Origin of the sequence: Sulfurimonas sp., assembly GCF_029027585.1 — a bacterium.
Lineage (GTDB): Bacteria > Campylobacterota > Campylobacteria > Campylobacterales > Sulfurimonadaceae > Sulfurimonas.
Genome location: NZ_CP093397.1, coordinates 1,173,129 through 1,198,910, shown reverse-complemented (window position 1 = coordinate 1,198,910; position 25,782 = coordinate 1,173,129). Strand labels below are relative to the sequence as shown.

The following is a 25,782-nucleotide window of genomic DNA, read 5'->3' as shown; positions in this document are numbered from 1 at the left end:
TTTCAAAAAAGCTAAAATAAGTAAGAAATATGGAGATAAATTATGAGTAGAAAAAAAGGGCAAACTTATACTGCCGAACAAAAAACAAAAATAGTCTTAGAAATGTTAAAAGAAGAGATGACAACAAGTCAGATTGCAACTAAGTATAAAATCACTTCTCAGTCTTTGGGGAAATGGAAAACTCAATTTTTAGAAAATGCATCTTTAGCATTTGATGTAGCTGGAGCAACTAAAGCATATAGAGATGAGATAGAAGAACTGAAAACTGAAAATGATGGACTAGCTAAAGCACTTGGAAAAGCAACTATCAAAGCGGAGTGGGCAACGGGAAAGTTAAAGAGCTTGGACTTTGATAATAAAAAGTCTCTAATAGAGTCTAAGCATAATAAAATATCTGTGTTAGAGCAGTGTGAAAGTCTTGGTATCAGTAGAAGTAGTTACTACTATCAACCAGTGCCAATGAGTCAAGAGAAGATAAAGTTACTTCATAGGATTGATGAAGTAGCTACTGAGAATTCTGAGTATGGTTATAGATTTATTTATGAATAACTGAAAGAAGATGGCTATGCCATCGGTAGAAATAGAGTGTTAAAATATATGGGTATCCTTGGCATACAGGCGATATATCCAATGAAGAGGAAACTCACTAGCCTCAAAAATCAAGCACATCCAATTTATGCATATCTACTCAAACAATATTGGACTAAAATTGGAAGACGAAAAACTGTATATGTACCAACTCCAAACGAAGTGTGGAGTGGCGATATTACTTATATTCGTATCAATGGTGGCTTCATGTACTTAGCTGCTGTTATAGACTGGCACTCTAAAGCTATCTTGTCCTATAAAATTTCAAACTCTATGGATACGACATTAGCAACTGATGTTCTTGAAGATGCACTTGCTAAATATCCTAAACCAAAAATATTTAACACCGATCAAGGGAGTCAATATACAAGTTATGAGCATACTCAGGTACTTAAGAATCATGACATAAAAATATCTATGAATGGCAAAGGCAGAAGTATAGATAATATTGTAATTGAAAGATTTTTTAGAACTCTCAAGCATGGCAATATTTACATCAACGATTATGAGACAATTCGAGATTTAAAAGAAGGAGTAAAATCATATATTTACAAATACAATTTTAAGAGATTTCATTCAAGTTTAGATTATAGAAAACCTATGAATGTCTATCTTGATTATTTAAAAAGTGTAGGATAAAGTAGCAGTTGCTTATGAAATTAAATCTTTAGAAATGTTGTCTTGATTTTTAGGGGCATTATAAATATCCTTAATTTTGAATAATCAACTACTTTATTTAATATGTATTAAAAATGCAAATCCAAGAAAGTCAAAGCATAGTGCAAATATGAGTTTTAAGATATAATTGCATCTAATAGATTTTAAAATATGGATGTTAGTATTGGATAGAATAACCGCGAGTAAAACACAAAGATTGGCAGATGAGTGTCATCAAAATTTTTCTTTAAGTAATGAGGTAAAAAATGCCATCGCTAAAACAAATAGAGAAGAGTTTGTTCCAGCTGGATTTAAGCATAATGCTTATAAATTAGATGCTTTGCCAATAGGTGCTGCCCAATATATAAGTTCTCCATTAACAGTTGCCAAAATGACTCAATATTTAGAGCCAAAAGGGGCAGATAGAGTCTTAGAAATTGGTTGTGGAAGTGGTTACCAAGCGGCAGTTCTCTCACATCTTTTTCGTGGAGTTTTTAGTATAGAGAGGATAGAATCCTTGATGTTAGAAGCAAAAAAAAGATTTAGAGATTTAAATATTAACAATATTCACACAAGAACAGATGATGGACAAAATGGATGGATTCAGTACGCTCCTTATGATAGGATTCTTCTTTCTGCTTCTACCAAAGAAATCCCACAAAAGTTGTTTGAACAGCTATCGGATGGTGGAATTTTAATTGCTCCTATCCAACAGGCAAACAAACAAGTCATAACCAGTTTTAAAAAAATCGGAAGCTCAATCCAAGTTAGTGAACTTGAATCGTGTTTGTTTGTTCCTATCTTAGATGGAATCCAAAAGTAGGGCTTAACATGAAAATATTAGTAACACTAACTCTTTTAATAACCCTTCTTTTTTCTTCTTCTGTGAAGTTTGAAGATGCTTATACGCTATATAAAAATGGTGACTTCGAGAAGTCCTTTGTTATGTTTGATACTTTAGCAAATAAAGGAGATTCAGATGCTGCTTATTTTCTAGGTAAAATGTATGAAAATGGAGAGGGTTGCGACAAAGACAAAGAACTTTCTGCTAAATGGTATAAAATTTCTTCAAAAAGTTACTATGAGCAAATAAAATATGATTCAAGAAGAGATATAGACAAAGAACAACGCGAACTATATAAAAGCATAGAAAAATCTAATGACTCTCAAACTCAAGATACAATAAGACAATATACACAATCTCTTTATAATATAAAAGCCTATAAAGCAAACTATTTTTTACCGATTAGTTATTTGGCTAATGGAGTATATGCTGATACGAATAACCATGAAGCAAAAGATATGGAAACAGAGTTTCAAGTCAGTATAAAGTTTGATTTTGCTTCAGATTTATTGGGATTTGGAGAGATATACTCTGTTGCATATACTCAACTTGCTTTTTGGCAACTCTACACAGACTCGGCATATTTTAGAGAAACCAACTATAATCCAGAGCTTTACATTATGATTCCTACCTCCGAATTTAATGATGGTAAATTTTTAAAAGCTGTGAAATTTTCATTTGAACATGAGTCAAATGGCAGAGGTGGTGAGGAAGAGCGGTCATGGAATTCTTTAAGCAGTAGTTTATATTTTCAATATAAATATATGTTTACAGAGTTAAAGCTATGGTATAGACTTTCTGATAATTTTGACTATAATCCAGAACTTTTGGATTATCTTGGACATGGGCATCTAAAGTTTATGTTTCCATATAAAAAGCATTTAGCAGAGGTAAAACTTAGGCATAATTTTTCTAATCATGGCGCGATAGAATTAAATTATAGTTATCCTGTTCTTGGTAGAAAAGATTTGTTTTTATATGTAAAAGGCTTTAGTGGTTATGGCGAGAGTTTGATAGATTATGACAACAAAGTAGATAAAATCGGAATTGGTTTTAGTATATCAAGATAAGAGTAAAGACAAATTATAGTAAAATATCGATAATTAAATTTAGGGAAGATGTATGGAACAAATGTATGGCATCGAGTATTCTAAACCAGAGGTGATTTTACTTCAAGATACAGGTATAGGTGTTGCAGAAACAGCAGCTAGAACTTGTTATGACTCTTTTTCAAACAGCGAAAATGAAGTTATAAATTATATAGAAAATAATCTCCCAGATTCAAAGATGTGTACTGATATAAACGCTATTGAAGAATCAAGTCTTTTAGGAGATTTATCTTGGACATATTTTCATCACTCTATTTTAGAACATGCTAATTTGTCTTTTTTAATAAGAGGAACTTCAAGAGGAGTACTTCAAGAACATGCTCGTCATCGCATCCAAGCTATAAGTGTACGAAGTACCCGTTATACAATGAGTTCTATTATAAATGCTTTTGTTGCAGCACAGGGTGATAAAGAATTTTTTATAAGTAAGATTTTGAGTTTTGATATGTTTGTTACTTGTGATGAAGGTTATAACAGAGTTGAGATAGCTTCTATGTTTGATAAACTAGTGTATCAGCAAACAAAGGTAGAAAATTTTAACTCCATCGCTATTGCTAAAAGTTCACTTGGCTTTTTGTCGGATTTTAACAATGACTCAGAGGGACTTTTTGTGGCACTTCAAAGTGGAAAGAAAAAAAGAAATGTTGGAGATGCTTTTAAGCATATTATCACTGATAATGTAAAAGTAGATATGGTTGTTACTTTTAATCTTAGAAGTCTAAAGAATTATTTTACACTTAGAGATAGTGGTGCTGCATATTTTCAGATTCGTTGGTTAGCTCAAGAGATGATGAGAGTTACCCCAACTAAATATTTAGACTTGATTGTAAAAAAGAAATAAAATATTATGTATAAATATAGTTTAATTTTAGTATTTTTATTTAGCGGTTGTTCTCATTTCACCATCAATGCATCTATGTGTGACAAAATAGCTTCTGAACCAAATACTGTGGTGCCAGAGGAATGCAGAAACTACAATGAAAAAGAAGCGGACAAAGCTTTTAATCAGACTAAACATAAACAAGAGAGCAAAGACGAAGCCCTAAAGTTTAACAAGACTAAAAATTAAAAGATTGGTTTTTTAGAATTTTTAATTTTGTTACTTCTTTGTTGTTTTGAAGGTTTAGTTTTTTAGATGCTTCTTTAGAGATTCTTCTAACTCCTAGTGTTAGTGTTATTTTATCCCCGTCTAAAATTTTACTCTCAAAAATCACATCTTTTTTTGCATAGATTAGAGTATCTTTTAATGTTTCATTTGCTAACCAAGGCATAACTTCTTTGCCATCTTTTGCTAAAATTCTTGTAAATATAAAAGGTTTTAAACTAATAGTTTTACCATTTCTTAAGATAGTCACTTGTAAAACACCTTCTCTAAAAGCTTGACCAAAAAGAGCATGGTTTGACTTATTTATGATCTTAACGATAAAATTATTGTCTTTTTTATCTATGCTAAAATCAATATATTTGCCCATCTCTTTATTCATATGATAGATGCCAGCAATCCCGTGAAAAGCATGAGTTTTACTCTCATTTAGAGTAACTTTTGTTCCACTAACTTGAGGCATATGACAAGTTACACAGTTGTTTTTATCTTTTTTATCAATCATGGCATCTAGCATTGTTATATCAAAACTATGCTCATTATTTACATGAGAGTGGCATCCCATACAAACATTACCGTTGTAATAATTTTCGTTGTTATAGTCTATCTTATGAAAAGGGGAATTTTGCGATACTTTAACCAAACCAAAGAATGAGCTTTTTGTTTGATACTCAGCTTTTTTAGAACCCTTTTTATCAGCTTGTGCTGTATAGAACTCTCTTTTTTTGTTTGTTATTAGGTTAGTGTTTGAGTTAGTTCCTTCTTTTACATCTGTTATCGTATGACAATAAACACAAGAGATAGGTTCTTCTTTTTGAATTTTGTTTTCTTTTAAGATACCAGTTGCCATTAACTCTTTATCACTAGGAGAGTGACACTTAGCACAACTGTATCCATCGGCATCTTTTGGATGTTTGTCCCAAAGAGCTTTGTGGATAGGGTTATTCACAGTTGAAGCTTTACGGTGAGAAGACTTATAGTATTCATCATAAATGATAGGGTGACATTTTTGACAAACTTTACTTTCATTTGCATAAGAAAATGAAGATATTAGAAGGAGTAGGGTTATGTATATTACTTTTTTCATATGTGGATTTTAGCATAAGTCAAAATCTAAGTTATTAATACAAATCAAGAAGGTATAATTTGGTTAATAATTATCAAGGTAGCATCTATGAGTATAGAAAAAGAGTTAATATCAAGAAGTTCTAATAAGTGTGAACTTTGTTCAAGTAGTGAAGGTTTAAATGTTTTTGAGGTTGCTCCATCTGATGGAAGTGCGGATAAAGCCATCTATATTTGTGAAAAATGTTCTAGTGAGCTAGCGAAAGAAACAGACTTTGATGAAAATCATTTTAACTGTTTAAACGATAGTATGTGGAGTGAAGTTCCCGCGGTTGTAGTTATGTCTTATCGTCTTTTAAATGCTCTTGGACGCCAAGATTTAGTTGATATGATGTATATGGAAGAAGATGTTAAAACATACGCAGATGCACAAAGCATCGGAGTAGATGCAGATGCTCTTGTGTATAAAGATGCTAATGGAGTAACACTTAAAGCGGGCGATACTGTTGTAATCACAAAAGATTTAGATGTAAAAGGAACAGGTTTTACAGCAAAACGAGGCACAGCAGTTAGAAATATCACCCTTGTTTTAAATGATGTTGAGCATATTGAAGGTCGTGTAAATGGCGTTAAAATTCACATACTTACAAAATTTCTTAAAAAGTCTTAATATAGATGTTAGCAAATGAGCGATTTCACAAAATAGACAAAGATTTTAGAAACCCTTTTGCGAGGGATAGAGATAGAATAATTCATTCAGGTTCATTTAGAAAATTAGAGTATAAAACGCAAGTTTTTTTAAATCAAGAGGGTGATTTTTTTAGAACTCGTTTAACGCATTCTTTAGAAGTTTCACAAATCGCGCGTTCTATTACTTCACACCTTGGACTAAGAGAATCTTTGGCTGAAGCGATAGCTTTAGCACATGATTTAGGGCATACTCCTTTTGGACATATTGGTGGAGATACTTTAAATGAGTGTTTGAAAGAAGATGGGTTTAAAAATGGTTTTGAGCATAATTTTCAAAGCTTTAGAGTTGTTTCATCTTTAGAAAAAAGATATAAAAATTTTGATGGATTAAACCTAACTTTTGCTACATTAGAAGGAATTTTAAAACACTCTTATCCGTATAAAAAAAGTTTTTTACCTTCTTGGATTGATGGAGCGTTTAATCTTGATACGCATCCATCGGTAGAAGCTATGATAGTTGATAGGGCTGATGAGATTGCTTATATGAGTCATGATATAGATGATGGTATCAACTCGGGACTTATTAGCTTTGAAGACTTAAAAGAAAGTGAACTAATCCAAGAGATACTTCAAAAAGTTTATGATGAAGATATATCTTTAGAAGAAGATGAGATGTTTCGTTATAGATTTAGCTCCCACTTTATAAATCATTTGGTTTATTCTCTTTTAGATTATTCAAGAGAAAAGGTAGATGTTAAAGATGAGATTCCCATAGGTTTTGATGCCGTATTAGAAACAAAAATTAAAAAGCTTAAAAAGCTACTTTTAAACAAATTATATCAACATAAAGAGATAGTTATACGCATGTTTGCAGGAAAACAGGCTATAAAAGGTCTTTATAGTGCTTTAATGCAAGAGCAAAAGATGTTACCAAAGTTTTATTTTGAGCAGTTAAAAAAAAGACATAAACACCGTGTAGTGGCGGATTACATAGCATCTATGAGTGACAGATATGCACTTAGTTTTTACAATGAAATGTACGGGAAGCTATAACTATATAGTTTTGTATATAATAAAATATATAATGGTTGAATTGATATGAAAAATATAATATTTATACTTCTTATACTTCTTTTTCCTCTCTTTGCGCAGGAACTTCAAAATACGGAGAAAGTAGAGCAAGAGAAGCCAATAGAACTTGAAAGAAAAGATGATTCAACACTAATAGAGATAAAAGATACTTCAGGTTTATCCCAAGAAGAAGTTCGCGAGGCAGTTAAAAAAGAGGAACAAAAAAATGTTTCTATCTTTCAAGCTCCATGGGAAGATCTCTCCCCTCAAGCAAAAGCATATGATTGGATTCAAACAAAAAAAGGAGAGTGGTTTAAGGGTGAAATAAAAGCCATGTATAACAATAAGTTAGAATTTGACAGTAAGGAGATGGGACTTTATACTTTTGACTTTAAAGATATTTCTCAAATAAAAAGTTTTTATGTAATAGGTGTGAATATTGAAGATGTTGCAGAATTTTCAGGAATCATACGCTTTAAAAACGATGAAATCACAATAATTCAAGGCGATAAAAAATTTACATTTACAAGAACAGAGATAATAGCTTTTGCCCCAGAAGGTAGTAAAGAGTTTAATTATTGGTCAGGAAAAATATCATTTAATTTGGATATACGCACAGGAAATAAAGAACAGTATGATTATATAGCAAGTATCAATTTAAAAAGACGAACGAGCAGTAGTAATCTTTATTTTGATTATCTAGGTCGTATATCTTCTAAAGATAATGAAACAACAGCAAATGACCATCGTATCAATCAAAAATATGATAGGTATATAACACGAAACTTTTTTTGGACACCTCTTTTTTCAGAGTTTTATAGAGATGAGTTTCAAAATATAAAAAATCAATTTACTGCGGGGGCTGGTATAGGCTATACTCTTGTAAATAATGATAGAGCAGAGTGGGATGTGTCAGGTGGTCCAGCATATACACGCATAGAGTATATATCAGTTCAAAAGGGTGAAAAAATAACTACTTCTCCTGCGCTAGAAATAAGCACAAAGGCAAATATTGAGCTAAATACAAAAGTAGATTTTAAGTTTAATTATAAGCTGACATATTCAGATGAAAAGTCTGGAACATATAAGCATCACATGATTTCTACGCTTGAAAATGAACTTACAAGTTGGCTAGACTTAGATTTTAGTCTTATATGGGATTATTTATTGCGTCCTGAAAAAACAGAAGCTGGAATTATTCCTGCAAAGAGTGATTTTCAATTTTTAGTAGGTTTGGGAGTTGAGTTTTAAGAGAAGTAAGTTAAGCCCGAAGGCTTAATCTTATAGGCGTGATTCGTAGCGTCTCATCATATAAAGACGCTTAAGCATTTTCTTACGAGAAGCTATTTTGAATTTCTTACGCTTTTCAGTTTCAGTTTCGTGGAAACGGCGAGCACGAGCTTCTGTAACGATTAAGTTACGGTCAGTCTGCTTCTTGAAACGGCGGTAAGATGCATCAAAATTATCATCTGAACGAAGTACTATTCCTGGCATATCACATCACCCACTTTCTTTAAAATATAATGCCCGAAGACATTTAGAGTGGAATTATAGCTAAATTTTTCAAAAATGCAAATTTTTTTAAATCAGACAAAATTTGTCCTTTATTGATTTATGTCAATGCGTGAGTTTTTTAAATCGGATAGAATTTGTCTGATTTAAAAATTTAGAGTCTAATACGCTCTTACCAAGGATAAAAAAATGACAAAAATAATTATAGCAATAGCTTTAACTTTAGGTGCTCTTCAGGCTCAAGATGTAGTAAAATATGATACAAGAGACACAAAAAAACCTCAAATCACTAAACCAAATCACCCAACATCAAGTTTATATATAAAAAAATAATATCTTTACTCCTTTAATGTTTTTTTAGTATAATATAAGAATGATAGCGCAAGATTCCATAGAAGCCTTAAAAGCAAGACTTGATATAGTTGATGTTGTTGGTTCTTATGTGGAGTTAAAAAAGGCAGGTGCAAACTACAAAGCACCTTGCCCTTTTCACGATGAAAAATCCCCTTCTTTTGTAGTAAGTCCTCAAAAACAGATATATCATTGTTTTGGCTGTGGAGCTGGTGGAGATAGTATTAAGTTTGTTATGGAGTATGAGAAATTAAACTATCCAGAAGCCTTAGAAAAGTTAGCAGATACTTATAACTTTACACTTTCATATACAGATAACAAACATAATAAACCTCGTTCTCAATTAATGGATAAACTCAATGAATGGTATCAAAACCTACTAACATCAAAACAAACAGCACTAACATATATAAAAGAGCGTGGCATCTATGAGAGTAGTGTAGAGAAGTTTGGAATCGGTTATGCTCCAGATACTTCTTCAACAATCAACTATATAACATCTGAGCAATTTAGTATGAATGAAGCAGTTGAGATGGGAGTTGTTGGTTACAATGAAGACAATAGAAGTTCTTACGCTAGGTTTATCGAACGAGTTACTTTTCCAATTCATTCTGCCAATGGTTCAATTGTTGGTTTTGGTGGAAGAACTATAACCGGACATCAAGCAAAGTATGTAAACTCTCCGCAAACAGCATTTTTTAATAAATCGCGTCTTTTGTATGCTTATCATCATGCTAAACAAACACTTTATAAAACAAAAGAGATAATCGTTACAGAGGGTTATCTTGATGTTATTATGCTTCATCAAGCAGGTTTTAGCAACGCGGTTGCAACTTTAGGAACAGCACTAACACAAGAGCATCTACCCCTTTTACGAAAGGGTGAGCCAAGAATTGTTATGGCTTATGATGGGGATAAAGCAGGTCGAACTGCTGCTCTTAAGGCATCCAGACTTTTGAGTGCTGGTGGCTTTAGAGGTGGTGTAGTAATTTTTTCAGATGGACTTGACCCCGCAGATATGGTAAATAATGGTGCGATAGAAGAACTATCTATAATGTTTAGAGAAGCTAAACCTTTTATAGAATTTGTTTTAGAAGAGATTTTATCTTTATATAATCTTCGTGATCCAAAGGCAAAAGAAGACTGTATGCAAGATGGAGTGTCTTACCTTAAAACTCTCTCCCCTCTTTTACAAGAAGAGTATAAAACTTTTTTAGCATCTAGGCTTGGTGGTTTAGGTGTTAGCCCATCTTTAGTAAAAATCACACAAACTAATCAAAATGCTCCTCTTCTTCAAAAGAATACTCATAAAGATATGTGGGAATTAAGTCTTATAAAAACAGTTATAGAACAGCCAGAATTAGTAAATCAAATCTTAGATGCTATAGACGCATCTTTGTTGCAGTTTCATTCACAAGAGTTTTCACTTGCTCTTTTAGGAAAAACAGATGAACCGCAAATAATGGCGATTATGGTTGATGAGCAGATAAAAGCACTAAAAGATGAAAAAGCTTTAAAAGCAGAGCTCATTACTTTTTTAACAAGATACTATGAAAGAGAGTTAAAAAGAGTAAACCTTCAAAACTCTATTTCTTTTGAGCAAAAAGCATTTTATATTCGTAAGTTTCGTGGCAAAATAATGAAGCTAAAGCAGGGGGAATTAGTCCCTTTTGAAGCTTAATATTTTACAAATTTTAGATATACTGATACAATAAAATAAAATTAAGGAAGAACAGATGGCTGGTATTCACTTTGAATTTGAAGATTTTAAACAACTTCTTCGTTTAAATATAGGTATTGCTGATAGACTAGATGAAAACAGAGCAGAAAGTTTTACAATTTTATATTGTGATTTTTCTTCTCAAAAAGATGATAGAGTCGCAAAAGCATTAGAAAAAATACTAAGAACCTCTGACACCATAGCCAACAACTCCGCAGATTATTTTTTCGTTCTTCCTTATACCGACAAGTATGGAGCAGAAATTGTAAAAAAATTATTTGATGATTTTTTTGGTAATTTTATAAACTCTTTTCTTATTAGCTACCCCTCAGATGGGGAAAACGCAGATGAGCTTATAGGAGTATTACAAACTAGTGTAAAACATTTTTGTAAAAAAGATTTAGATTACTTAGATTCTTTAAAGTAGTCCTTAGAGTTTTTATAAAACTCTATAGCCTCAGATATTTTCTGTTCTTTATAAACCTTTTTATCGCACACTAACCTACATTTTATTTTTTTATTTTCAATAGCCTCTTTATTTTCAATACTCTTTTTTTTCTCAAAAACATAAAGGTCAAATTTTTTTGGCTCTTGTGTATCAAAGGGGCTTGAGGCAAAGAGTAAAAAAGGTACAAAAATATAAAACAGTTTAATCATGAGCATAGTATCGACAAAGATCAAGTTTTTTAAAATCTAAATAATGGAATAATTTATGCTTTAATATATGAAAATCCCTATTTACAGGGGAAACAAGGAGCAAAAGATGATTTCATTAGAAACAAAAACTGATGTAACTCCATCTTCCCCTTTAAGTTTAGCTACTCCAGATGAAGAGCCGACACTATCTTTTTCAGAGCTACTTAGAGGAGCTGGTAAGAAAGATGACAAAGTAATTCAAAATGGAGCTTTGGTTTTATCTTTAGCAAAAGAAGAAAAAGAAATAAAAGTCACTTTAAAATCAACTAAACAAGAAGATACCCTTCTTTCTTTGTTAAAAAATGATGACTTGTCCAAAACACAAACTAAAGAGATTGTAGAATTAAATCCAAAATTGATGCATAATTTAAGCTCAAAAGAGTTGAAAATTTTAATTGCAGATGCTAAAGAGTACTTAAAATCTAAAATCATTAATAGTGAGGGTTATAAAAAATTAGATTTACAAAACCTTCCGAGAACTCTTAAAGGTTTAGCAACTTTAGCTCAAAAAATTGGGATTGATATTTCTAAAATTAGTATGGAAGAAATAAGAGTAATAAAAAATATCAACTTAAAAAGTGATATGAAAGTTAGAGAGATAGATGCTAAAGAAGTAAAAATTACAGACACTAAAGAGCAACACGTTGTAGATGATAAAACTACAAAGGTGCAAAAAACAGAGATTGTACCAAGTGCTAAATTTGAAATTCAGAGTTCAAAAGCAATAAAGGCTCAAACAAATACTCAACAAGATAATGTTGTAGAAGATAAAAAACAAGTAGTAAGTAAAAGTACCCAAGAAGTAAAACCAACTTTACTTTTTAAAGCACAAGATACAAAAGAGCATACAACAGAGCAAATAGTTCAAGTAAAGCAGTTTAAGATGGAAGTAAAAACACCAAAAGAAAAAGCAGATGATACTTTAAAGCTACTTCTTCGTGGCGAAAAACCATTTCATAGTTCAATGACTGCTGATTTTTCTGTGGCAACTGCTAGAGTAATTGCTCCAAGTGAAACAACAAGGTCATTAGAAGCATTACTTCATGGTGAAAAACATGAGGCATCCTCAACTACTACAAAAACAGATGCTCTTACAACTCATAAATCAGATAGTTTTGAAGTAAAGTTAAATGAAGCAAAGCAAATGATTAAGTATATTTCTGCTGATGTAAAAACGGCGATAGAAGATTATAAATCTCCATTTACTAGAATCAAGATTCAACTAAACCCACAAAAACTTGGAGAGGTTGATTTAACAATAGTGCAAAGAGGTAAAAATTTGCATGTAAATATTAGCTCAAACAATGCAGCGATAAATACTCTCTCGATGAATGTAAATGATTTAAAAGTTCAGCTTGCTAATAATGGAATAAATAATGCTACATTAAACTTTAATAACTCTTCACAAAATGGAGAACAACAAGCTTCACAACAACAGCAAAGCCGCCAAAATGAGCGAAAAGCTGATGAAGAATATAACTATTATGATAATGAAGAAACAAATGAAGAGGTTTTAAGCTCTTTAGAAATTGTAGTTCCTAACTACGTATAAAGGATATGAAATGGCTATTAATTCAGTAGGTCAAAACCTAGCAACAAATGGTGAAGTGAATGCTAATAAAAAAGTTGAAAATAAAGGTATTTTAGGTAAAGATGATTTTATGAAACTTCTCTTAGTCCAGCTCCAGCATCAGGACCCGACAGAGCCTATGGATAGTCAAACTATTTTAACGCAGACTTCTCAGCTAGCAACCTTAGAAGCATCAGCAAATACCAATAAAGCTTTAGCAAGTTTAGCAGCTTCTTTAAAGTCCTCACAAAACTTTTCATCAGTTGCAGCGATTGGTAAAACAGCAGATTTAGGGAGCAATGCTATTGGACATAAAAAAAGTTCTACAAGTACATTTGAAGTTTATTTTCCACAAGAGATAAAAGTTGGTACTGTAGAAATTCTAGATAGTAAAGGTAAAATAATTGCTACTATGCCTATTGACATGAAGGATAAAGATGGTAAAGTCTTAGATAAAAAGGCTTCTGGTGTGTATAAGTTTGATTGGGATGGTAAACTTAAAAGTGGAGCTGCTGCTGAAAGTGGAATATATTATGTGACTGTTAGTTATAAGAATCCAAAGGGAGAAGCTCAAACTACAAGACTTGGAACTTATCCGATAACAGCTGTAAGGTTTGAAAATGGTGATGTACAAGTTAAACTCGGTTCAAACTATGTCCCATTAAATAAGATAAAAGAAATTTATTAAATATAAAGGAGTTCGTTATGATGACTCAAGCTTTTTATACAGGAATATCTGGTTTACAATCTAATCAGACAGGAATAGATATCCTTTCAAATAATATAGCAAATATTTCAACTGTTGGTTTTCGTGGATATAATGTAGAGTTTTCTTCTATGTTTGAAGAGTCTATGAATACAGCAGCCACTTCAGTAGTGACTTCTTCTATAGGTTCTGGTGTTAAAGTAGCTACATCTACAATGAATAGAGATAAGGGTGTGATTATTTTATCAGAAAGAAGTACAGACTTAGCGATTATTGGTAATGGTTGGTTTGGTGTTCAAGGTGAAGCAGATGTACAGTATACTCGTGCAGGTAACTTTACTTTTGATAGAGAAAGTGACTTGGTGACACCAGATGGATATTATGTTCTTGGAACGATGGGTGGAAATATTAGTAAAGATAATGTACTTACAAAAATTTTAGCAGAAGTTCCTCTTGGAGAAGTTGCTTCTCAGCAAAAACTTCGTTTTCCAAAGAGTTTAACTTATCCAGCAGAAGCATCTACTAAGGCAAAATTTATTGGAAATATAGGTTTTGATTCAAAAGTAAGAACGATTGGTGCCGGTGTAGTTGACCCACAAAACAATAAGAATCATTTGAGGTTAGAGTTTACAAAAAAGGCTGTACAAACACCACCGGGAAGCCAATGGGATGTAAAAGCTACAACTCAAACTTTAGATGGAACTACTATCTATGACACCAAGCTTGGTGTTGCAAACTTTGATTCAAGCGGTGCTTTGATAAACACTACCTTAACAAATATTGATAACAATGGTGCGAGTGTTGCTATTGATTTAGGAAGTGGATTTGATGGTGTAACAGCTATAACAAGCTTACCAATTAGTGCCTCTTCTGTATCAGATGGAACACAAGGCGGTGATTTAAGAGGTTATAGTGTAAATAAAAATGGAGAAGTTATTGCAACTTTTACAAATGGCTTACAAAGTAGTGTTGGTCGAATTGCTGTTTATCATTTTAGAAATGAGCAAGGACTTGAACGCGCAAGTGGAGTAAGATTTTTTGAAGGAAGTAACAGTGGCGCACCAATATTTTATAAAGATGCAAATGGTAAAAATATTATAGGAACAGATATAGTAAACTTCAACCTTGAAGGCTCAAATGTGACTATGACGAATGCTTTAACCGAGCTTATAATCCTTCAACGCTCTTATGATGCAAATTCAAAATCAATAACAACAGCTGATCAAATGATGCAAAAAGCATTGCAAATGGACGCTTAATAAGCAGTTTAAAGTTGGCACACTAAATGCTATATATTCTTTACTAATACTATCTTTTTTAGATAGTTAAATAAAGGATAGAAGATGCTTAAATCATTATTCTCCGGTGTATCCGGACTACAATCGCATCAAGTGGCAATGGATGTAGAAGCAAATAATATTGCTAATGTAAATACAGTAGGTTTTAAATACTCTCGTGCAAATTTTTCAGATCTCCTTGCTCAAACAAGGGCTATTTCAACGGCTCCTCAGGGAGCGTTAGGTGGTAAAAATCCTGTTCAAGTTGGACTTGGCTCTACTGTTTCTTCAATGACTCGTATTTTTTCACAAGGTTCAGTTCAAAATTCCGATAAAAACACAGATGTTGCAATTCAAGGAGATGGTTTTTATATAGTTTCTCCAGATGGAGGAAACACATATAAATATACTCGTGCAGGTGACTTCAAATTTGATGCAAGGGGAAACTTTGTGGATAATAATGGATTTATCGTTCAAGGTTGGTTGCGTGATTCATCAACTGGTAAAGTTAACGCAACGGCACCAATTACAAATATTAATATTCCTCCAGGATTAACAACCCCAGCAAGCGCAACACAAGAGGTCGTTTTAAAAGCAAATTTAAACTCTGGTCCACTCGTTCAGAGTTTTTCTCCAGCTTATCAAATAAGTTCAGGAAGCACAAATGTTCAACCAGCGGCTGTTGACGCAAATGGAAATGCAATTTCTGCAGGAAATATAGGTGTAATGTTTAATGGAGTAGGAAAAGCTTTTTCTATTCAAGAAGATCAGGGAGTTTGGGTTTCATTCTTAAGCTCAAAATTAACAGCAGGAACAGTTGTAGCTAATACAGCATTAGATGTAACTTTTAATGTAGACCCAGAACTGGGGATCCCTGGTAATGCTGTGCAAATTACAGCAGCTGCAGGAGCAACGGTAGCAGAGACAGCAAATAATTATGTAAATGCAATTAATGCAAAAATTGCAATAACGGGCGTTAAAGCTTCAGTAAATGCTGCTAATGAAATAACATTTGTTAATTTAAATGGTTCAGGTACAGCTTCTCATAATATAGATTTTGTTGTTGCTACTGGTTCAGGGTTGGCGTCAGGCACCAATGTTACTGCGCATAGATATCAGTATAATAAATCTTCGGCTACTAATATTGCCGGCGGAGATAAAACTTTTACATCCATGGCAGATTTGAGAAAATGGATGGAAGATGAAGCTAGGAATCAAGGTTTTATTAGTGGTGGTACCTTAACCAATGGTATTACGGTTGAAGTTAATGACGCTGGAAAATTTGTTGTTAAAAACCCAAATAATGGTGTTGATGATTTTGATATAAATCTTAAAATTACAGCATATAGAAATAAAACATCAGGTGCAGTTATAATTGCAAATACTAGATTTACGAGAAATATGGAAGCTTTAAATTCTACTCTTACTAAAGCTAGTGGAGGACAAGCTTTTTCTCAAAGTTTTAATGCAGCTACACATTCTAGTTCAATAGATCTTTTTGATTCGTTGGGTTCAAAGCATACTCTTAGAATGGAATTTAGAAAAACTCAACTTGATATTTCAACTGGTAGTACATGGGATATGCGAGTAAGTGTTCCTGTCCCAGCGACAATTGACACAATCGCACCATTTAATGAAAAAATAGGTTCTATTCGTTTTAACAATGACGGTTCTCTAGCAACTTATAACCCTCCAAATATTTCTTTTTCAGGAAATAATGGTTCTGCGCCAGACCAACAAGTAAATTTAAGCTTTGGTACTGCAAATTCTTTTGATGGAATGACAAGTTTTGACTCTAAGTCAGCAACCTCTGGAATCTCTCAAGATGGTTTTACTGGTGGAGATTTAATTGGTATTCGTATTGATCAAAGTGGTACTTTAGTTGGTTCATTTTCAAATGGTCGTTCGTTTGGTCTAGCTCAAATTGGTATGGCAAAGTTTACAAACAATGAAGGTTTATCAGTAGAAGGTGGAAATATCTTTATTCAAACAGCCAATTCAGGTGATCCTATTATTGGAACAGCTGCAACGGCAGGTCGTGGTTTTATTCAAGCTGCTGCTCTTGAAGCTTCAAATGTTGATCTTTCACGAGCGTTGACTCAGTTAATCATCATTCAAAGAGGTTTCCAAGCAAATGGTAAAACAATTACCACTTCTGATCAACTTCTTCAGACCTTAATTGGGTTGAAAAACTAAGTAAAAGACTAGTTACACCTCGAGAGAGGTGGAACTCTCTTGCAAACAAATTTTACGATATAATTCTTCTAATATTTTACATTAGGAAGTTATATGCAATTCTCCGCTCCCCTTAAATCAAACTCAAAAAAAGTAATGTTACTAGGTTCTGGTGAACTTGGAAAAGAAGTCGCTATTGAAGCTCAAAGGCTAGGTCTTGAAGTTATAGCAGTTGATAGATATCAAAATGCTCCCGCACACCATGTAGCACATCGCTCTTATGTTGTAAATATGCAAGATAAAGATGCTCTTTTAGAAATCATATATCGTGAAAAACCTGATTATATTTTACCAGAAATAGAAGCTCTTAGTATAGATGCTTTGTTTGCTGCCGAAGATAAAGGTTACAATGTTATACCAAATGCATCTGCAGTTAGTAAAACTATGAATAGAAAAAATATTCGTACTTTTGCTGCTGAAGTTTTAGGTCTTCAAACAGGTCCTTACGAGTTTGTTTCAACCGAGGAAGGACTTAGAGAAGCATCTAAGCGTATGGGTTACCCTTGCGTAATTAAGCCAATTATGAGTTCTTCTGGACATGGACAAAGTGTTCTTAAATGTGAAGAAGATGTAGGTAAATCTTGGGAGATAGCAAAAGAAGCAAGAGGGGATGCTAGTGAGTTAATAGTTGAAGCTTTTGTTGATTTTGATTATGAAATAACTTTGCTAACTGTTAGAAATGGAGAAGAAACAGTTTTTTGTGAGCCAATAGGGCATGAGCAAAAAGATGGAGATTATGTTTTTTCATGGCAACCGATGCAAATGAGTGAAATTGCAAAACAACGCGCAGAGGAGATGGCAAAAACTATCACAGACGGGCTTGGTGGTCGTGGTCTTTTTGGCGTTGAGCTATTTATCAAAGGTGATGAAGTATATTTTAGTGAAGTAAGTCCTCGTCCTCATGATACAGGAATGGTAACTCTAATAACTCAATCTCAAAGTGAATTTGCTCTTCATATGAGAGCAGTTTTAGGACTTCCTTTAGGTTTTACATTTTATGGAGATGGGGCATCTGCCGCTTTTAAAACAACAAAGCATAACTATGCTCCTGTTGTGGATGTAGATGATAGTCTTTTTAGTGAGAACTCCTTTGTACGAGTTTTCTCAAAACCTGAAGCACATGAGGGCAGACGCTTGGCTGTTGCTCTTGTCTTTGGTGAAGCACAAAGTGCGTTGAAACAATCTCGTGAGCTTATAGAAAAAATAACTGACGCTTAGGAGAAAAAATGAATATAGTCCTTTTAGATGCCTTAACTTTTGGCGAAACAAATTTAAATGCTTTTGATAATCTTGGCGATGTAAAAGTTTATAAAACAACATCTCCCCAGCAAGTGCAAGAGCGTATAACAGATGCAGATGTTATAGTAACAAACAAAGTTGTTATAACAGATGCTCACATGAAAGATGCACTAAGTTTAAAGCTTATCTGTGTAGCAGCTACTGGCATGAATAATATAGACTTAGCGAGTGCAAAAAATAGAAATATAAAAGTAAAAAATGTAGCAGGCTACTCAACCGCTTCAGTTATACAACATACCTTTTCTATGCTTTTTTATCTACTTGGAAGTTCAAGATATTATGATGAATATGTAAAAAATGAAGACTATTCAAAAAGTCCTATTTTTACAAATGTATCAAAGTCATTTTTTGAGATTAAAAATAAAAAATGGGGAATTATTGGACTTGGAAATATTGGTCAAGGTGTTGCAAGTATAGCATCTGCTTTTGGAGCTGAAGTTCTTTACTACTCAACAAGTGGAAAAAACAATTCACAGCCATACAAAAGAGTTGAGCTAGATGCACTTTTGAAAACTTGTGACATAATCTCTATTCACGCACCTTTAAACGAGCAGACAAACAATCTTTTAGACTATGAACAGTTGTTAATATGTAAAGATGGAGCAGTTGTTTTAAACCTTGGGCGTGGGGGTATCGTGAATGAAGACGCTATTGTTAAAATCATTGATGAAAGAAACATCTCTTTTGCTTTAGATGTTTTAAGTAAAGAGCCTATGAGTAAAAATCATAAACTTTTAAGTGTTAAAAATAAAGAAAATCTATATATCACTCCTCATATCGCTTGGGCATCTATAGAGGCCAGGGCTACCCTTATTGCATCAATAGTTCAAAATATAGAAGAAGAAAATCTTTAGTCATTATGGTTGAAGTAGCTCTTTTTTTAGCTGCTTTTTTAGCGGCAACGATTCTCCCTTTTTCTTCAGAACTAGCTTTTGTGAGTGCTTTGGCATCTGATATGCCTCCAAGCAGAGCAGTAATAGTTGCATCTATTGGAAATGTTTTAGCCATATGTTTGAACTACTGGCTTGGATATTTACTTTATGATAAAACAAAAAACAAACTACTAACATCTAAAATCGGAACAAAAAGTTTAGAGTATGGACATAAGTATGGGTACTTCGCACTTTTACTCTCTTGGCTTCCAATCATTGGTGATCCTTTAACTTTTGTTAGTGGTCTTGTGCGTTTGAAGTTTGTTTGGTTTGTTATAATTGCAGGAACACTTAGAGTGCTAAGGTACTACTTTTTAACACTTGTGGTATAATCTACCATGAAATATTTTACCCTGTTATTAATAGTTTTTTTGTCTTTATCTGCTGCACAAAAGCCTTTAGACAAAGTATCACTGCAACTTGTTTGGTTAGACCAGTTTCAATTTGCTGGTTATTATATGGCAAAAGAAAAAGGTTATTATAAAGATGTGGGACTTGATGTAGAGATTAAAAGATTTAAGTATTCAATGAATACAATTGAAGAAGTTTTAAGTTCTCGCGCTACTTATGGAGTAGGTCGTTCAAGTCTTATACGAGAACGCTCAAGAGGTAAAGAGATAGTTTTGTTATCTGCTATCTTTCAGTCTTCACCCTTTACCCTTTTAGCTCTAGAGTCATCAAATATAAAAGGTATTAAAGATTTTGTAGGTAAAAAACTCATGCTTATAAAAAATGTTGTTGAAACGGCATCTATACATGCCATGATTCTTTCAAATGGAGTTAGTGAAAGTGATATGACTTTTAAAGAGCATAATTTTGATCTTGAAGAGTTTATAGATGGAAAGATTGATTTATATGCAGGTTATATCTCAAATGAACCATATATTTTAGAAAAAAGAGGCATAGCGTATAAAATATTTTCTCCAAAAAAAGTTGGTTTTGATTTTTATAGCGATATTTTATTTACATCTGAGAAAGAGGCACAAAGAAATCCCTTAAGAGTAGATGCTTTTAAAGAGGCTTCACTAAAGGGGTGGAGATACGCTTTTGAGCATATCGATGAAGCCGTAAAAATCATATATGAAAAATACAATACTCAGAATAAAACCTTAGATGCGCTAAAATTTGAGGCAAAAGAGTTAAAAAAACTAGCATACGCAAATGAGCAAGAGTTAGGAACAATCACGCAGAAAAAAATCATAAGAATTTTTGATGTTTATAAAATAATGGGATTAACAAAATATGAGCTAGATGTATCTACTTTTATTTTTGATAATCATTCGATTTTTTTAACTGCCAAAGAAAAAGAGTATCTTAAAAATAAAAAAGAGATAAGAGTTTGTGTCCCGCCAGATTATTTACCATACAGCGGAGTTGTTGATGGTAAGTTTATTGGCATTGGCTCAGGCATTTTAAATATTGCAAAGAAAAGCTTAGGAGTATCATTTAAACTTGTTAAAACAGGTACTTGGCAACAGTCTTTAGAAAAATCAAAAAAAGGCGAGTGCGATTTACTTCCTATTGTAGAACCAACTCCATCAAGAAGAAAATATCTTAATTTTACAACCTCGTATCACCATGATCCACTTGTTGTTGTGACAAACAATTCGCAAAATTATATATTAGACATACAGACAGTTTTAGACAAAGAATTTGTAGTAGTAGAGGGAAATTCGTATGTAGAAAATTTACTTTTAAAATATCCAAAAATTAAATTAAATTTAGTTTCTTCAAGAGCTGAAGCGTATAAAGGAGTAGAAAGTGGAGAATACTATGGTTTTATAGATGTTATGATGGTTGCTGCTTACTATATGCAAGAATATTCAAAGCTTGATTTAAAGATTTCTGGGCGATTTGATGATAGTGTGACAAGCAGTTTTGGTGTTATAAAAGAAGATAAGATACTTTTTTCAATATTTGAAAAAGTAGCGCTGAGCCTTGAAGCAAGAGATATTCAAAAGATTTTAAAAGAGTGGGTTTCTATAAATTATACAACACAAAAAGAGTACGAAGGTGTAAAAAAACTTCTTATATTTATATTTATCGCTGGTGCTATATTTTTATATAGACAATATCTTTTAAAGAAGAAAAATTTTGAACTTGAAGAATTGCAAAATAAGCTTAGCGAATTAAATGCATCCTTAGAAACAAAGGTTGAAAATACAGTCCAAGAGATAGTAAAAAAAGATGCTTATATGCTACACCAGTCAAGACTTGCCCAAATGGGAGAGATGTTAAGTATGATAGCACATCAGTGGAAACAACCTTTAGGAGCAATTTCAAGCACTCAAATAGCATTAAAGATGACATTAGAGTTAGAAAAGTATGATTTAGATGATAAGATACAAAGAGAAGAATTTATAAAATTTTTAGATAAAAAACTTGATAAGATAGGCGCATATACTCAAAATTTAAGCCAGATTATTTCAGATTTTTCAGACTATTATAAATCAGATAAAAAATCAAAAATTTTAAATGTTGATGCAGCTATTGTAAAAGCATGTCGTTTGATAGAGGATAATTTGGTAAATTGTGCAATAGATGTGACTTTAAGTCTAGATGCAAAAAGTTTTGTAAAACTTTATGAAAATGAATTTATGCAAGTGGTGTTAAATATTTTAAACAACGCAAGAGAACAGCTGGAACAAAATAATATACAAGATAAAAAAATCAAAGTTAAAAGCTATGAAGAAAATGATTTTTTCACTTTAGAGATAAGTGATAATGCAGGTGGAATAGATGAATCAATAATATCCAAAGTGTTTGATCCGTATTTTTCGACAAAAATGGAAAAAAATGGAACAGGCTTAGGACTTTATATGTCTAAAAAAATTATTCAAGAGCATCTAGATGGAAGTATTGATGTAAAAAATAGTGAAAATGGAGCGGTTTTTACTATAAAAATTAAAATAGAGGAAAAAGAAAATATTGATACAGTGTGATGTTTTAATTATAGGCGCAGGAGGCGCAGGTTTGGTAAGTGCAATAAACGCTCACAAAAAAGGTGCTAAGGTTGTGATTGTCACAAAAGAGTATGCAACAAGAAGTCAAACTTGTATGGCTCAGGGTGGCATAAATGCGGCTTTTGGTAATGCTGGAGATGATAGTGTTGAGGCACATGTACAAAATACTTTAAAATCTGCTCATGGTTTGGCAAACGAAGAAGCAGTAAGATTTTTATGTGAAAATGCAAAAGAAGCAGTTGAATGGTTAGACAAACTTGGTGTATGTTTTTCACGAACTAAAGATGCAAAAATAGCACAAAGAACACTAGGCGGCGCATCTGCCCCTCGTGCTTGTTACGCCCAAGACTATACGGGACTAAAAATTCTTCATACACTTTATGATGTTTGTCTTGGTTTGGATATAGAGATTTTAAATGAGAGATATTTGCTTGATGTTTGTGTAGATGCCAATGGTGTGAGTGGAGCAAATATTTTAAATATACGCAGCGGCATCCAAGAACAATACCAAAGTAAATCAGTCATAATAGCAACAGGTGGATATAGTCGCATCTATGACAAGTTCTCTACAAACTCAACTTCTACGACAGGTGATGGAATAGCAAGTGCAATAAGAGCAGGAGCTAAAGTCAGTGATATGGAATTTGTGCAGTTTCATCCAACAGCTTTGAAAAACACAGCTATTTTGATTTCTGAGAGTGCTAGAGGTGCTGGTGGGCATCTACTAAATTCAAAAAATGAAAGGTTTGTAGATGAACTTTTACCTCGCGATGAGGTAGCTAGAGCTATCAATGATGAGATTTCTAAAGGTGAAGATATTTTTTTAGATATTCGTCATTTGGGAGAAGAATTTATAGATGAAGAGTTGCCACAAGAGAGAAAGTTAGCAAAATTTTATGAAAATATTGACCCAGTATATGATTTAATCCCTATAAAACCAGTAGCTCACTATACCATGGGAGGCATAGTGGTAGATAAAAACTCTATGACTAACATAAAAGGTTTATTTGCAGTTGGAGAGTGTGCTAATCATAGAGTCCATGGAGCAAATCGACTTGGAGGAAACTCTCTTTTGGAGTTAATTGTTTTTGGAAAACAAGCGGGAGAAAATGCTGCTAAATATGACAGAGATGTTGCTCTTTCACAAGAGTATAAAAAAGAGATAAAACTTGAAAGTTTTCATAAAAAAATAGAGATAAATTTTTATGAGATAAAGGAAAAACTAGGAAATTCTTTTTATAAAAATGTTGGTATTTCAAGAGATAAAAAAGGACTCCAAGAGGTTTTAAGTGAAGTTGAGGAGTACATATCGCAACTTCCAAAAATGGGAGTAGAAGATGACTCACAAACTTATAATACAAATCTTATAGAATTTTTAGAATTTAAAAATATGTTAGAGATAGCTAAGTTAATTTTAGTTGGTGCCATGAGTAGAAAAGAGAGTAGAGGTGCTCATTTTAGAGTAGATTTTCCATATGAAGATGGAGGGCTAAAATGAAGATTTTTATACAAAGACAAACTAAAGTAGAGTACGAAGTACAGATGCAAAATGCCACTCTTTTAGAAGTTTTACAAAAGATAAAAACGACTCAAGACGCAAGTTTAAGTTTTGCTAGTGGATGTAGAAGTAGTGTTTGTGGAAGTTGCGCCATGCGTGTCAATGGTAGAGAAGTTTTAGCTTGTTCATATAAAATACAAGAAGATGATTTTATAGAACCACTTAAAAACTCTTTAGTAATTCGTGACTTAGTTGTGAATATGGACAAGGCGTACGAGTTTAACAAAAAAGCAAAAGCTTGGCAAAATCCATTTCTTTCAGATGTAAAACCAACTCAAGAAAATGAAAAAATAAATGAGATTCAAAGTGACTGTATTTTATGTGGTTCTTGTTATAGTGCTTGTCCCGTGTATGAAGTAAATCCAGAGTTTTTAGGACCATTCTCACTAACAAAAGTTTGGAGATATGTGAGTGATGTTAGAGATAATGATGAGGTTTCTAAGATAGATGCCTTGCAGAAAAATGGTATCTGGGATTGTACGCTTTGTAATGAATGTACGCTTGTTTGTCCACAAGATATTTCAAGTAAAGCAGATATAGAAAAACTTCGTTCAAAGTCTATGATGTTAGGATACACTGACCCAAGTTTTGCTTCTTTTGGTAGTTTTGGCTCTTTTGATGGAAGTCCTAGTTTTTAAAACGACTAACAAACTTAGTAATATGTTATAATAATAAAAACTGTTATGAAATAAAATTAAGGAATTACTGTGGCAAAAGAACACTCATTTGATATTAGTGCAAAAATAGATATGCAAAATTTTAAAAATGCTATAAATATGGTAGATAGAGAAGTTGCTAATCGCTACGATTTTAAGGGAACTACATATGAAGTTACATATAACGAAAAAGCTAAAACGCTTATTCTAATAGCATCTAGTGATAATAAACTTGATGCTTTAAAAGATATAGTTGTAGCAAAATTTTTAAAACAAGGACTCTCTTCAAAAGTTTTAGAAGAGTTGAAAGTTGAAGATTCTTCTGGAAACAATAGAAAAATGACCTTTAAGGTTGTTGATTATATAGAGTCTAAAGAAGCTAAAAAAATAACAGCAGAGATAAAGAAGATGAAGTTAAAGGTGAACGCTCAAATAGAAGGAGATGCTATAAGAGTTAAGGGCAAGAATCTTGATGACTTGCAAAAAGTAATGGCAGAGATTCGTTCAGGTGAGTGGGAAGCACCACTTGTTTTTGAAAATATGAGGTAATAGATATGAGTAAAATGAGTATAGCAGATGCTGCTACAAAACTTGGTGTATCAAAAGAGGCAATTCATAACCGCATAAGAAGAGGCTCTTTACAGAGTGTTGTTGAAGATGGCATAAAGTATGTCCTTATAACAAAAAGTTCTCAAACAACTAACAAAACAAGTACAAGAAGAGTATCTGTTGTTCATACAGATGCTAAGTATTATAAGTTTTTAGAAGAACAAAACCAAAAGTTACAAACAAAAGTTGAAAAACTCGAAGGTGAAACAAAAACGCTAAGAGATCAAAAAGAGCAGATGCTAATATCTGAGCGAGAGAAAATAGAACAAATTTATAAAGATAAAGATGAGCAGTTAAAGAATATACTAAATACTATCTCATCAAAGTTTTTACTTAATGCTCCAGATGAAGAAGAGTTAGTAGAAGTAGAAATAGAAGCACAAGCTGAAAAAGAAGGTACACCGATTTCTCTAAAAAGTTATCTAAAAAATAATAATATTTCAAAAAAGAAGAGTTTAAAGATAAAAGAGAGATTTAAAAAGGTAGCTAAATCTGATAGTAGAATCATAAGAATAGGGAAAAAATACTATATCAATTTAACTAAATATGATTACAAGGACCTTTTAAAATAA

The 25,782-nt window shown here is 32.6% G+C and carries 25 protein-coding genes and 1 pseudogene; 23 read left to right on the top strand and 3 right to left on the bottom strand.

All coding sequences use genetic code 11. The features are described 5' to 3' along the window. Positions 1-42 precede the first annotated feature (42 nt). The 5 genes and pseudogenes from MOV50_RS06230 to MOV50_RS06210 all read left to right on the top strand — a co-directional run bounded on the left by MOV50_RS06230 (position 43) and on the right by MOV50_RS06210 (position 4,267). Positions 43-1,227: pseudogene (locus MOV50_RS06230) on the top strand (IS3 family transposase). A 193-nt stretch (positions 1,228-1,420) separates the two neighbouring features. Then, positions 1,421-2,068 (top strand): protein-L-isoaspartate(D-aspartate) O-methyltransferase, encoded by a 648-nt coding sequence (locus MOV50_RS06225; RefSeq protein ID WP_321779534.1) that lies wholly within the window; start codon positions 1,421-1,423, stop codon positions 2,066-2,068. 8 nt (positions 2,069-2,076) lie between these two features. Further along, positions 2,077-3,159 carry a phospholipase A gene (locus MOV50_RS06220; RefSeq protein WP_321779533.1) on the top strand — a complete coding sequence of 361 codons (1,083 nt, stop codon included), beginning with the start codon at positions 2,077-2,079 and terminating at the stop codon, positions 3,157-3,159. A gap of 52 nt (positions 3,160-3,211) precedes the next feature. Continuing rightward, positions 3,212-4,039 (top strand): FAD-dependent thymidylate synthase, encoded by an 828-nt coding sequence (locus MOV50_RS06215; RefSeq protein ID WP_321779532.1) that lies wholly within the window; start codon positions 3,212-3,214, stop codon positions 4,037-4,039. A 6-nt stretch (positions 4,040-4,045) separates the two neighbouring features. After that, positions 4,046-4,267, top strand: a complete 222-nt coding sequence (locus MOV50_RS06210; RefSeq protein ID WP_321779531.1) for a hypothetical protein — start codon at positions 4,046-4,048, stop codon at positions 4,265-4,267. Here the strand turns inward: MOV50_RS06210 and MOV50_RS06205 are convergent. After that, on the bottom strand, positions 4,257-5,387 hold the full coding sequence (locus tag MOV50_RS06205; RefSeq protein ID WP_321779530.1) for a multiheme c-type cytochrome: 1,131 nt from the start codon (positions 5,385-5,387) through the stop codon (positions 4,257-4,259). The genes MOV50_RS06210 and MOV50_RS06205 overlap by 11 nt on opposite strands. Positions 5,388-5,474: 87 nt before the next feature. Here MOV50_RS06205 and MOV50_RS06200 point away from each other — a divergent pair, with 87 nt between their 5' ends. The 3 genes from MOV50_RS06200 to MOV50_RS06190 are packed head-to-tail and all read left to right on the top strand — an operon-like array spanning position 5,475 to position 8,377. Beyond that, on the top strand, positions 5,475-6,035 hold the full coding sequence (locus tag MOV50_RS06200; protein ID WP_321779529.1) for a PhnA domain-containing protein: 561 nt from the start codon (positions 5,475-5,477) through the stop codon (positions 6,033-6,035). Positions 6,036-6,040: 5 nt separating this feature from the next. Beyond that, on the top strand, positions 6,041-7,108 hold the full coding sequence (locus MOV50_RS06195) for a dGTP triphosphohydrolase (protein WP_321779528.1): 1,068 nt from the start codon (positions 6,041-6,043) through the stop codon (positions 7,106-7,108). A 45-nt stretch (positions 7,109-7,153) separates the two neighbouring features. Next, positions 7,154-8,377 carry a DUF481 domain-containing protein gene (locus MOV50_RS06190; RefSeq protein WP_321779527.1) on the top strand — a complete coding sequence of 408 codons (1,224 nt, stop codon included), beginning with the start codon at positions 7,154-7,156 and terminating at the stop codon, positions 8,375-8,377. A 30-nt stretch (positions 8,378-8,407) separates the two neighbouring features. On the opposite strand, the gene rpsU is transcribed toward MOV50_RS06190, so the two are convergent. Then, entirely contained in the window at positions 8,408-8,620 is a 213-nt protein-coding gene (gene rpsU, locus MOV50_RS06185; protein WP_008340937.1) for a 30S ribosomal protein S21, read from the bottom strand. Positions 8,621-8,827: 207 nt separating this feature from the next. Here rpsU and MOV50_RS06180 point away from each other — a divergent pair, with 207 nt between their 5' ends. Genes MOV50_RS06180 through MOV50_RS06170 form a run of 3 tightly spaced genes read left to right on the top strand, consistent with a single transcriptional unit; the run spans position 8,828 to position 11,136 of the window. Then, positions 8,828-8,971 carry a hypothetical protein gene (locus tag MOV50_RS06180; protein ID WP_321779526.1) on the top strand — a complete coding sequence of 48 codons (144 nt, stop codon included), beginning with the start codon at positions 8,828-8,830 and terminating at the stop codon, positions 8,969-8,971. 40 nt (positions 8,972-9,011) lie between these two features. Further along, the gene (dnaG, locus tag MOV50_RS06175) at positions 9,012-10,670 is read left to right on the top strand and encodes a DNA primase (RefSeq protein ID WP_321779525.1); all 1,659 of its coding nucleotides are present in this window, start codon (positions 9,012-9,014) and stop codon (positions 10,668-10,670) included. Between the two features lie 55 nt (positions 10,671-10,725). Continuing rightward, positions 10,726-11,136 (top strand): hypothetical protein, encoded by a 411-nt coding sequence (locus MOV50_RS06170; protein ID WP_321779524.1) that lies wholly within the window; start codon positions 10,726-10,728, stop codon positions 11,134-11,136. On the opposite strand, the gene MOV50_RS06165 is transcribed toward MOV50_RS06170, so the two are convergent. Then, positions 11,115-11,366 (bottom strand): hypothetical protein, encoded by a 252-nt coding sequence (locus MOV50_RS06165; protein ID WP_321779523.1) that lies wholly within the window; start codon positions 11,364-11,366, stop codon positions 11,115-11,117. The two genes, MOV50_RS06170 and MOV50_RS06165, sit on opposite strands and share 22 nt — an antisense overlap. 106 nt (positions 11,367-11,472) lie before the next feature. Here MOV50_RS06165 and MOV50_RS06160 point away from each other — a divergent pair, with 106 nt between their 5' ends. The 12 genes from MOV50_RS06160 (at position 11,473) to MOV50_RS06105 (ending at position 25,782) form a co-directional block, all read left to right on the top strand. Beyond that, positions 11,473-12,957, top strand: a complete 1,485-nt coding sequence (locus MOV50_RS06160; RefSeq protein WP_321779522.1) for a flagellar hook-length control protein FliK — start codon at positions 11,473-11,475, stop codon at positions 12,955-12,957. 10 nt (positions 12,958-12,967) lie between these two features. After that, complete coding sequence (locus tag MOV50_RS06155) at positions 12,968-13,663, top strand: flagellar hook capping FlgD N-terminal domain-containing protein (protein ID WP_321779521.1); 696 nt, start codon at positions 12,968-12,970, stop codon at positions 13,661-13,663. Between the two features lie 17 nt (positions 13,664-13,680). Continuing rightward, positions 13,681-14,940, top strand: coding sequence for a flagellar hook-basal body complex protein (locus MOV50_RS06150; RefSeq protein WP_321779520.1), 1,260 nt, complete (start codon positions 13,681-13,683; stop codon positions 14,938-14,940). A gap of 84 nt (positions 14,941-15,024) precedes the next feature. Then, positions 15,025-17,154: a flagellar hook protein FlgE gene (gene flgE / locus MOV50_RS06145; RefSeq protein WP_321779519.1), complete on the top strand. Its 2,130-nt coding sequence runs from the start codon at positions 15,025-15,027 to the stop codon at positions 17,152-17,154. A gap of 93 nt (positions 17,155-17,247) precedes the next feature. After that, a complete protein-coding gene (purT, locus tag MOV50_RS06140; RefSeq protein WP_321779518.1) occupies positions 17,248-18,411 on the top strand; it encodes a formate-dependent phosphoribosylglycinamide formyltransferase in 1,164 nt (387 codons plus the stop codon). An 8-nt stretch (positions 18,412-18,419) separates the two neighbouring features. Beyond that, on the top strand, positions 18,420-19,346 hold the full coding sequence (locus tag MOV50_RS06135; RefSeq protein ID WP_321779517.1) for a D-2-hydroxyacid dehydrogenase: 927 nt from the start codon (positions 18,420-18,422) through the stop codon (positions 19,344-19,346). A 5-nt stretch (positions 19,347-19,351) separates the two neighbouring features. Beyond that, positions 19,352-19,756, top strand: coding sequence for a YqaA family protein (locus tag MOV50_RS06130; RefSeq protein ID WP_321779516.1), 405 nt, complete (start codon positions 19,352-19,354; stop codon positions 19,754-19,756). A gap of 6 nt (positions 19,757-19,762) precedes the next feature. After that, complete coding sequence (locus tag MOV50_RS06125) at positions 19,763-22,366, top strand: ABC transporter substrate-binding protein (protein ID WP_321779515.1); 2,604 nt, start codon at positions 19,763-19,765, stop codon at positions 22,364-22,366. Further along, positions 22,353-23,885, top strand: a complete 1,533-nt coding sequence (locus MOV50_RS06120) for an FAD-binding protein (RefSeq protein ID WP_321779514.1) — start codon at positions 22,353-22,355, stop codon at positions 23,883-23,885. Before MOV50_RS06125 ends, MOV50_RS06120 begins: the two co-directional genes overlap by 14 nt. Continuing rightward, positions 23,882-24,583 (top strand): succinate dehydrogenase/fumarate reductase iron-sulfur subunit, encoded by a 702-nt coding sequence (locus MOV50_RS06115; RefSeq protein ID WP_321779513.1) that lies wholly within the window; start codon positions 23,882-23,884, stop codon positions 24,581-24,583. Before MOV50_RS06120 ends, MOV50_RS06115 begins: the two co-directional genes overlap by 4 nt. 69 nt (positions 24,584-24,652) lie before the next feature. Continuing rightward, the gene (locus tag MOV50_RS06110) at positions 24,653-25,150 is read left to right on the top strand and encodes a YajQ family cyclic di-GMP-binding protein (RefSeq protein ID WP_321779512.1); all 498 of its coding nucleotides are present in this window, start codon (positions 24,653-24,655) and stop codon (positions 25,148-25,150) included. A gap of 5 nt (positions 25,151-25,155) precedes the next feature. Then, the gene (locus MOV50_RS06105; RefSeq protein WP_321779511.1) at positions 25,156-25,782 is read left to right on the top strand and encodes a DNA-binding protein; all 627 of its coding nucleotides are present in this window, start codon (positions 25,156-25,158) and stop codon (positions 25,780-25,782) included.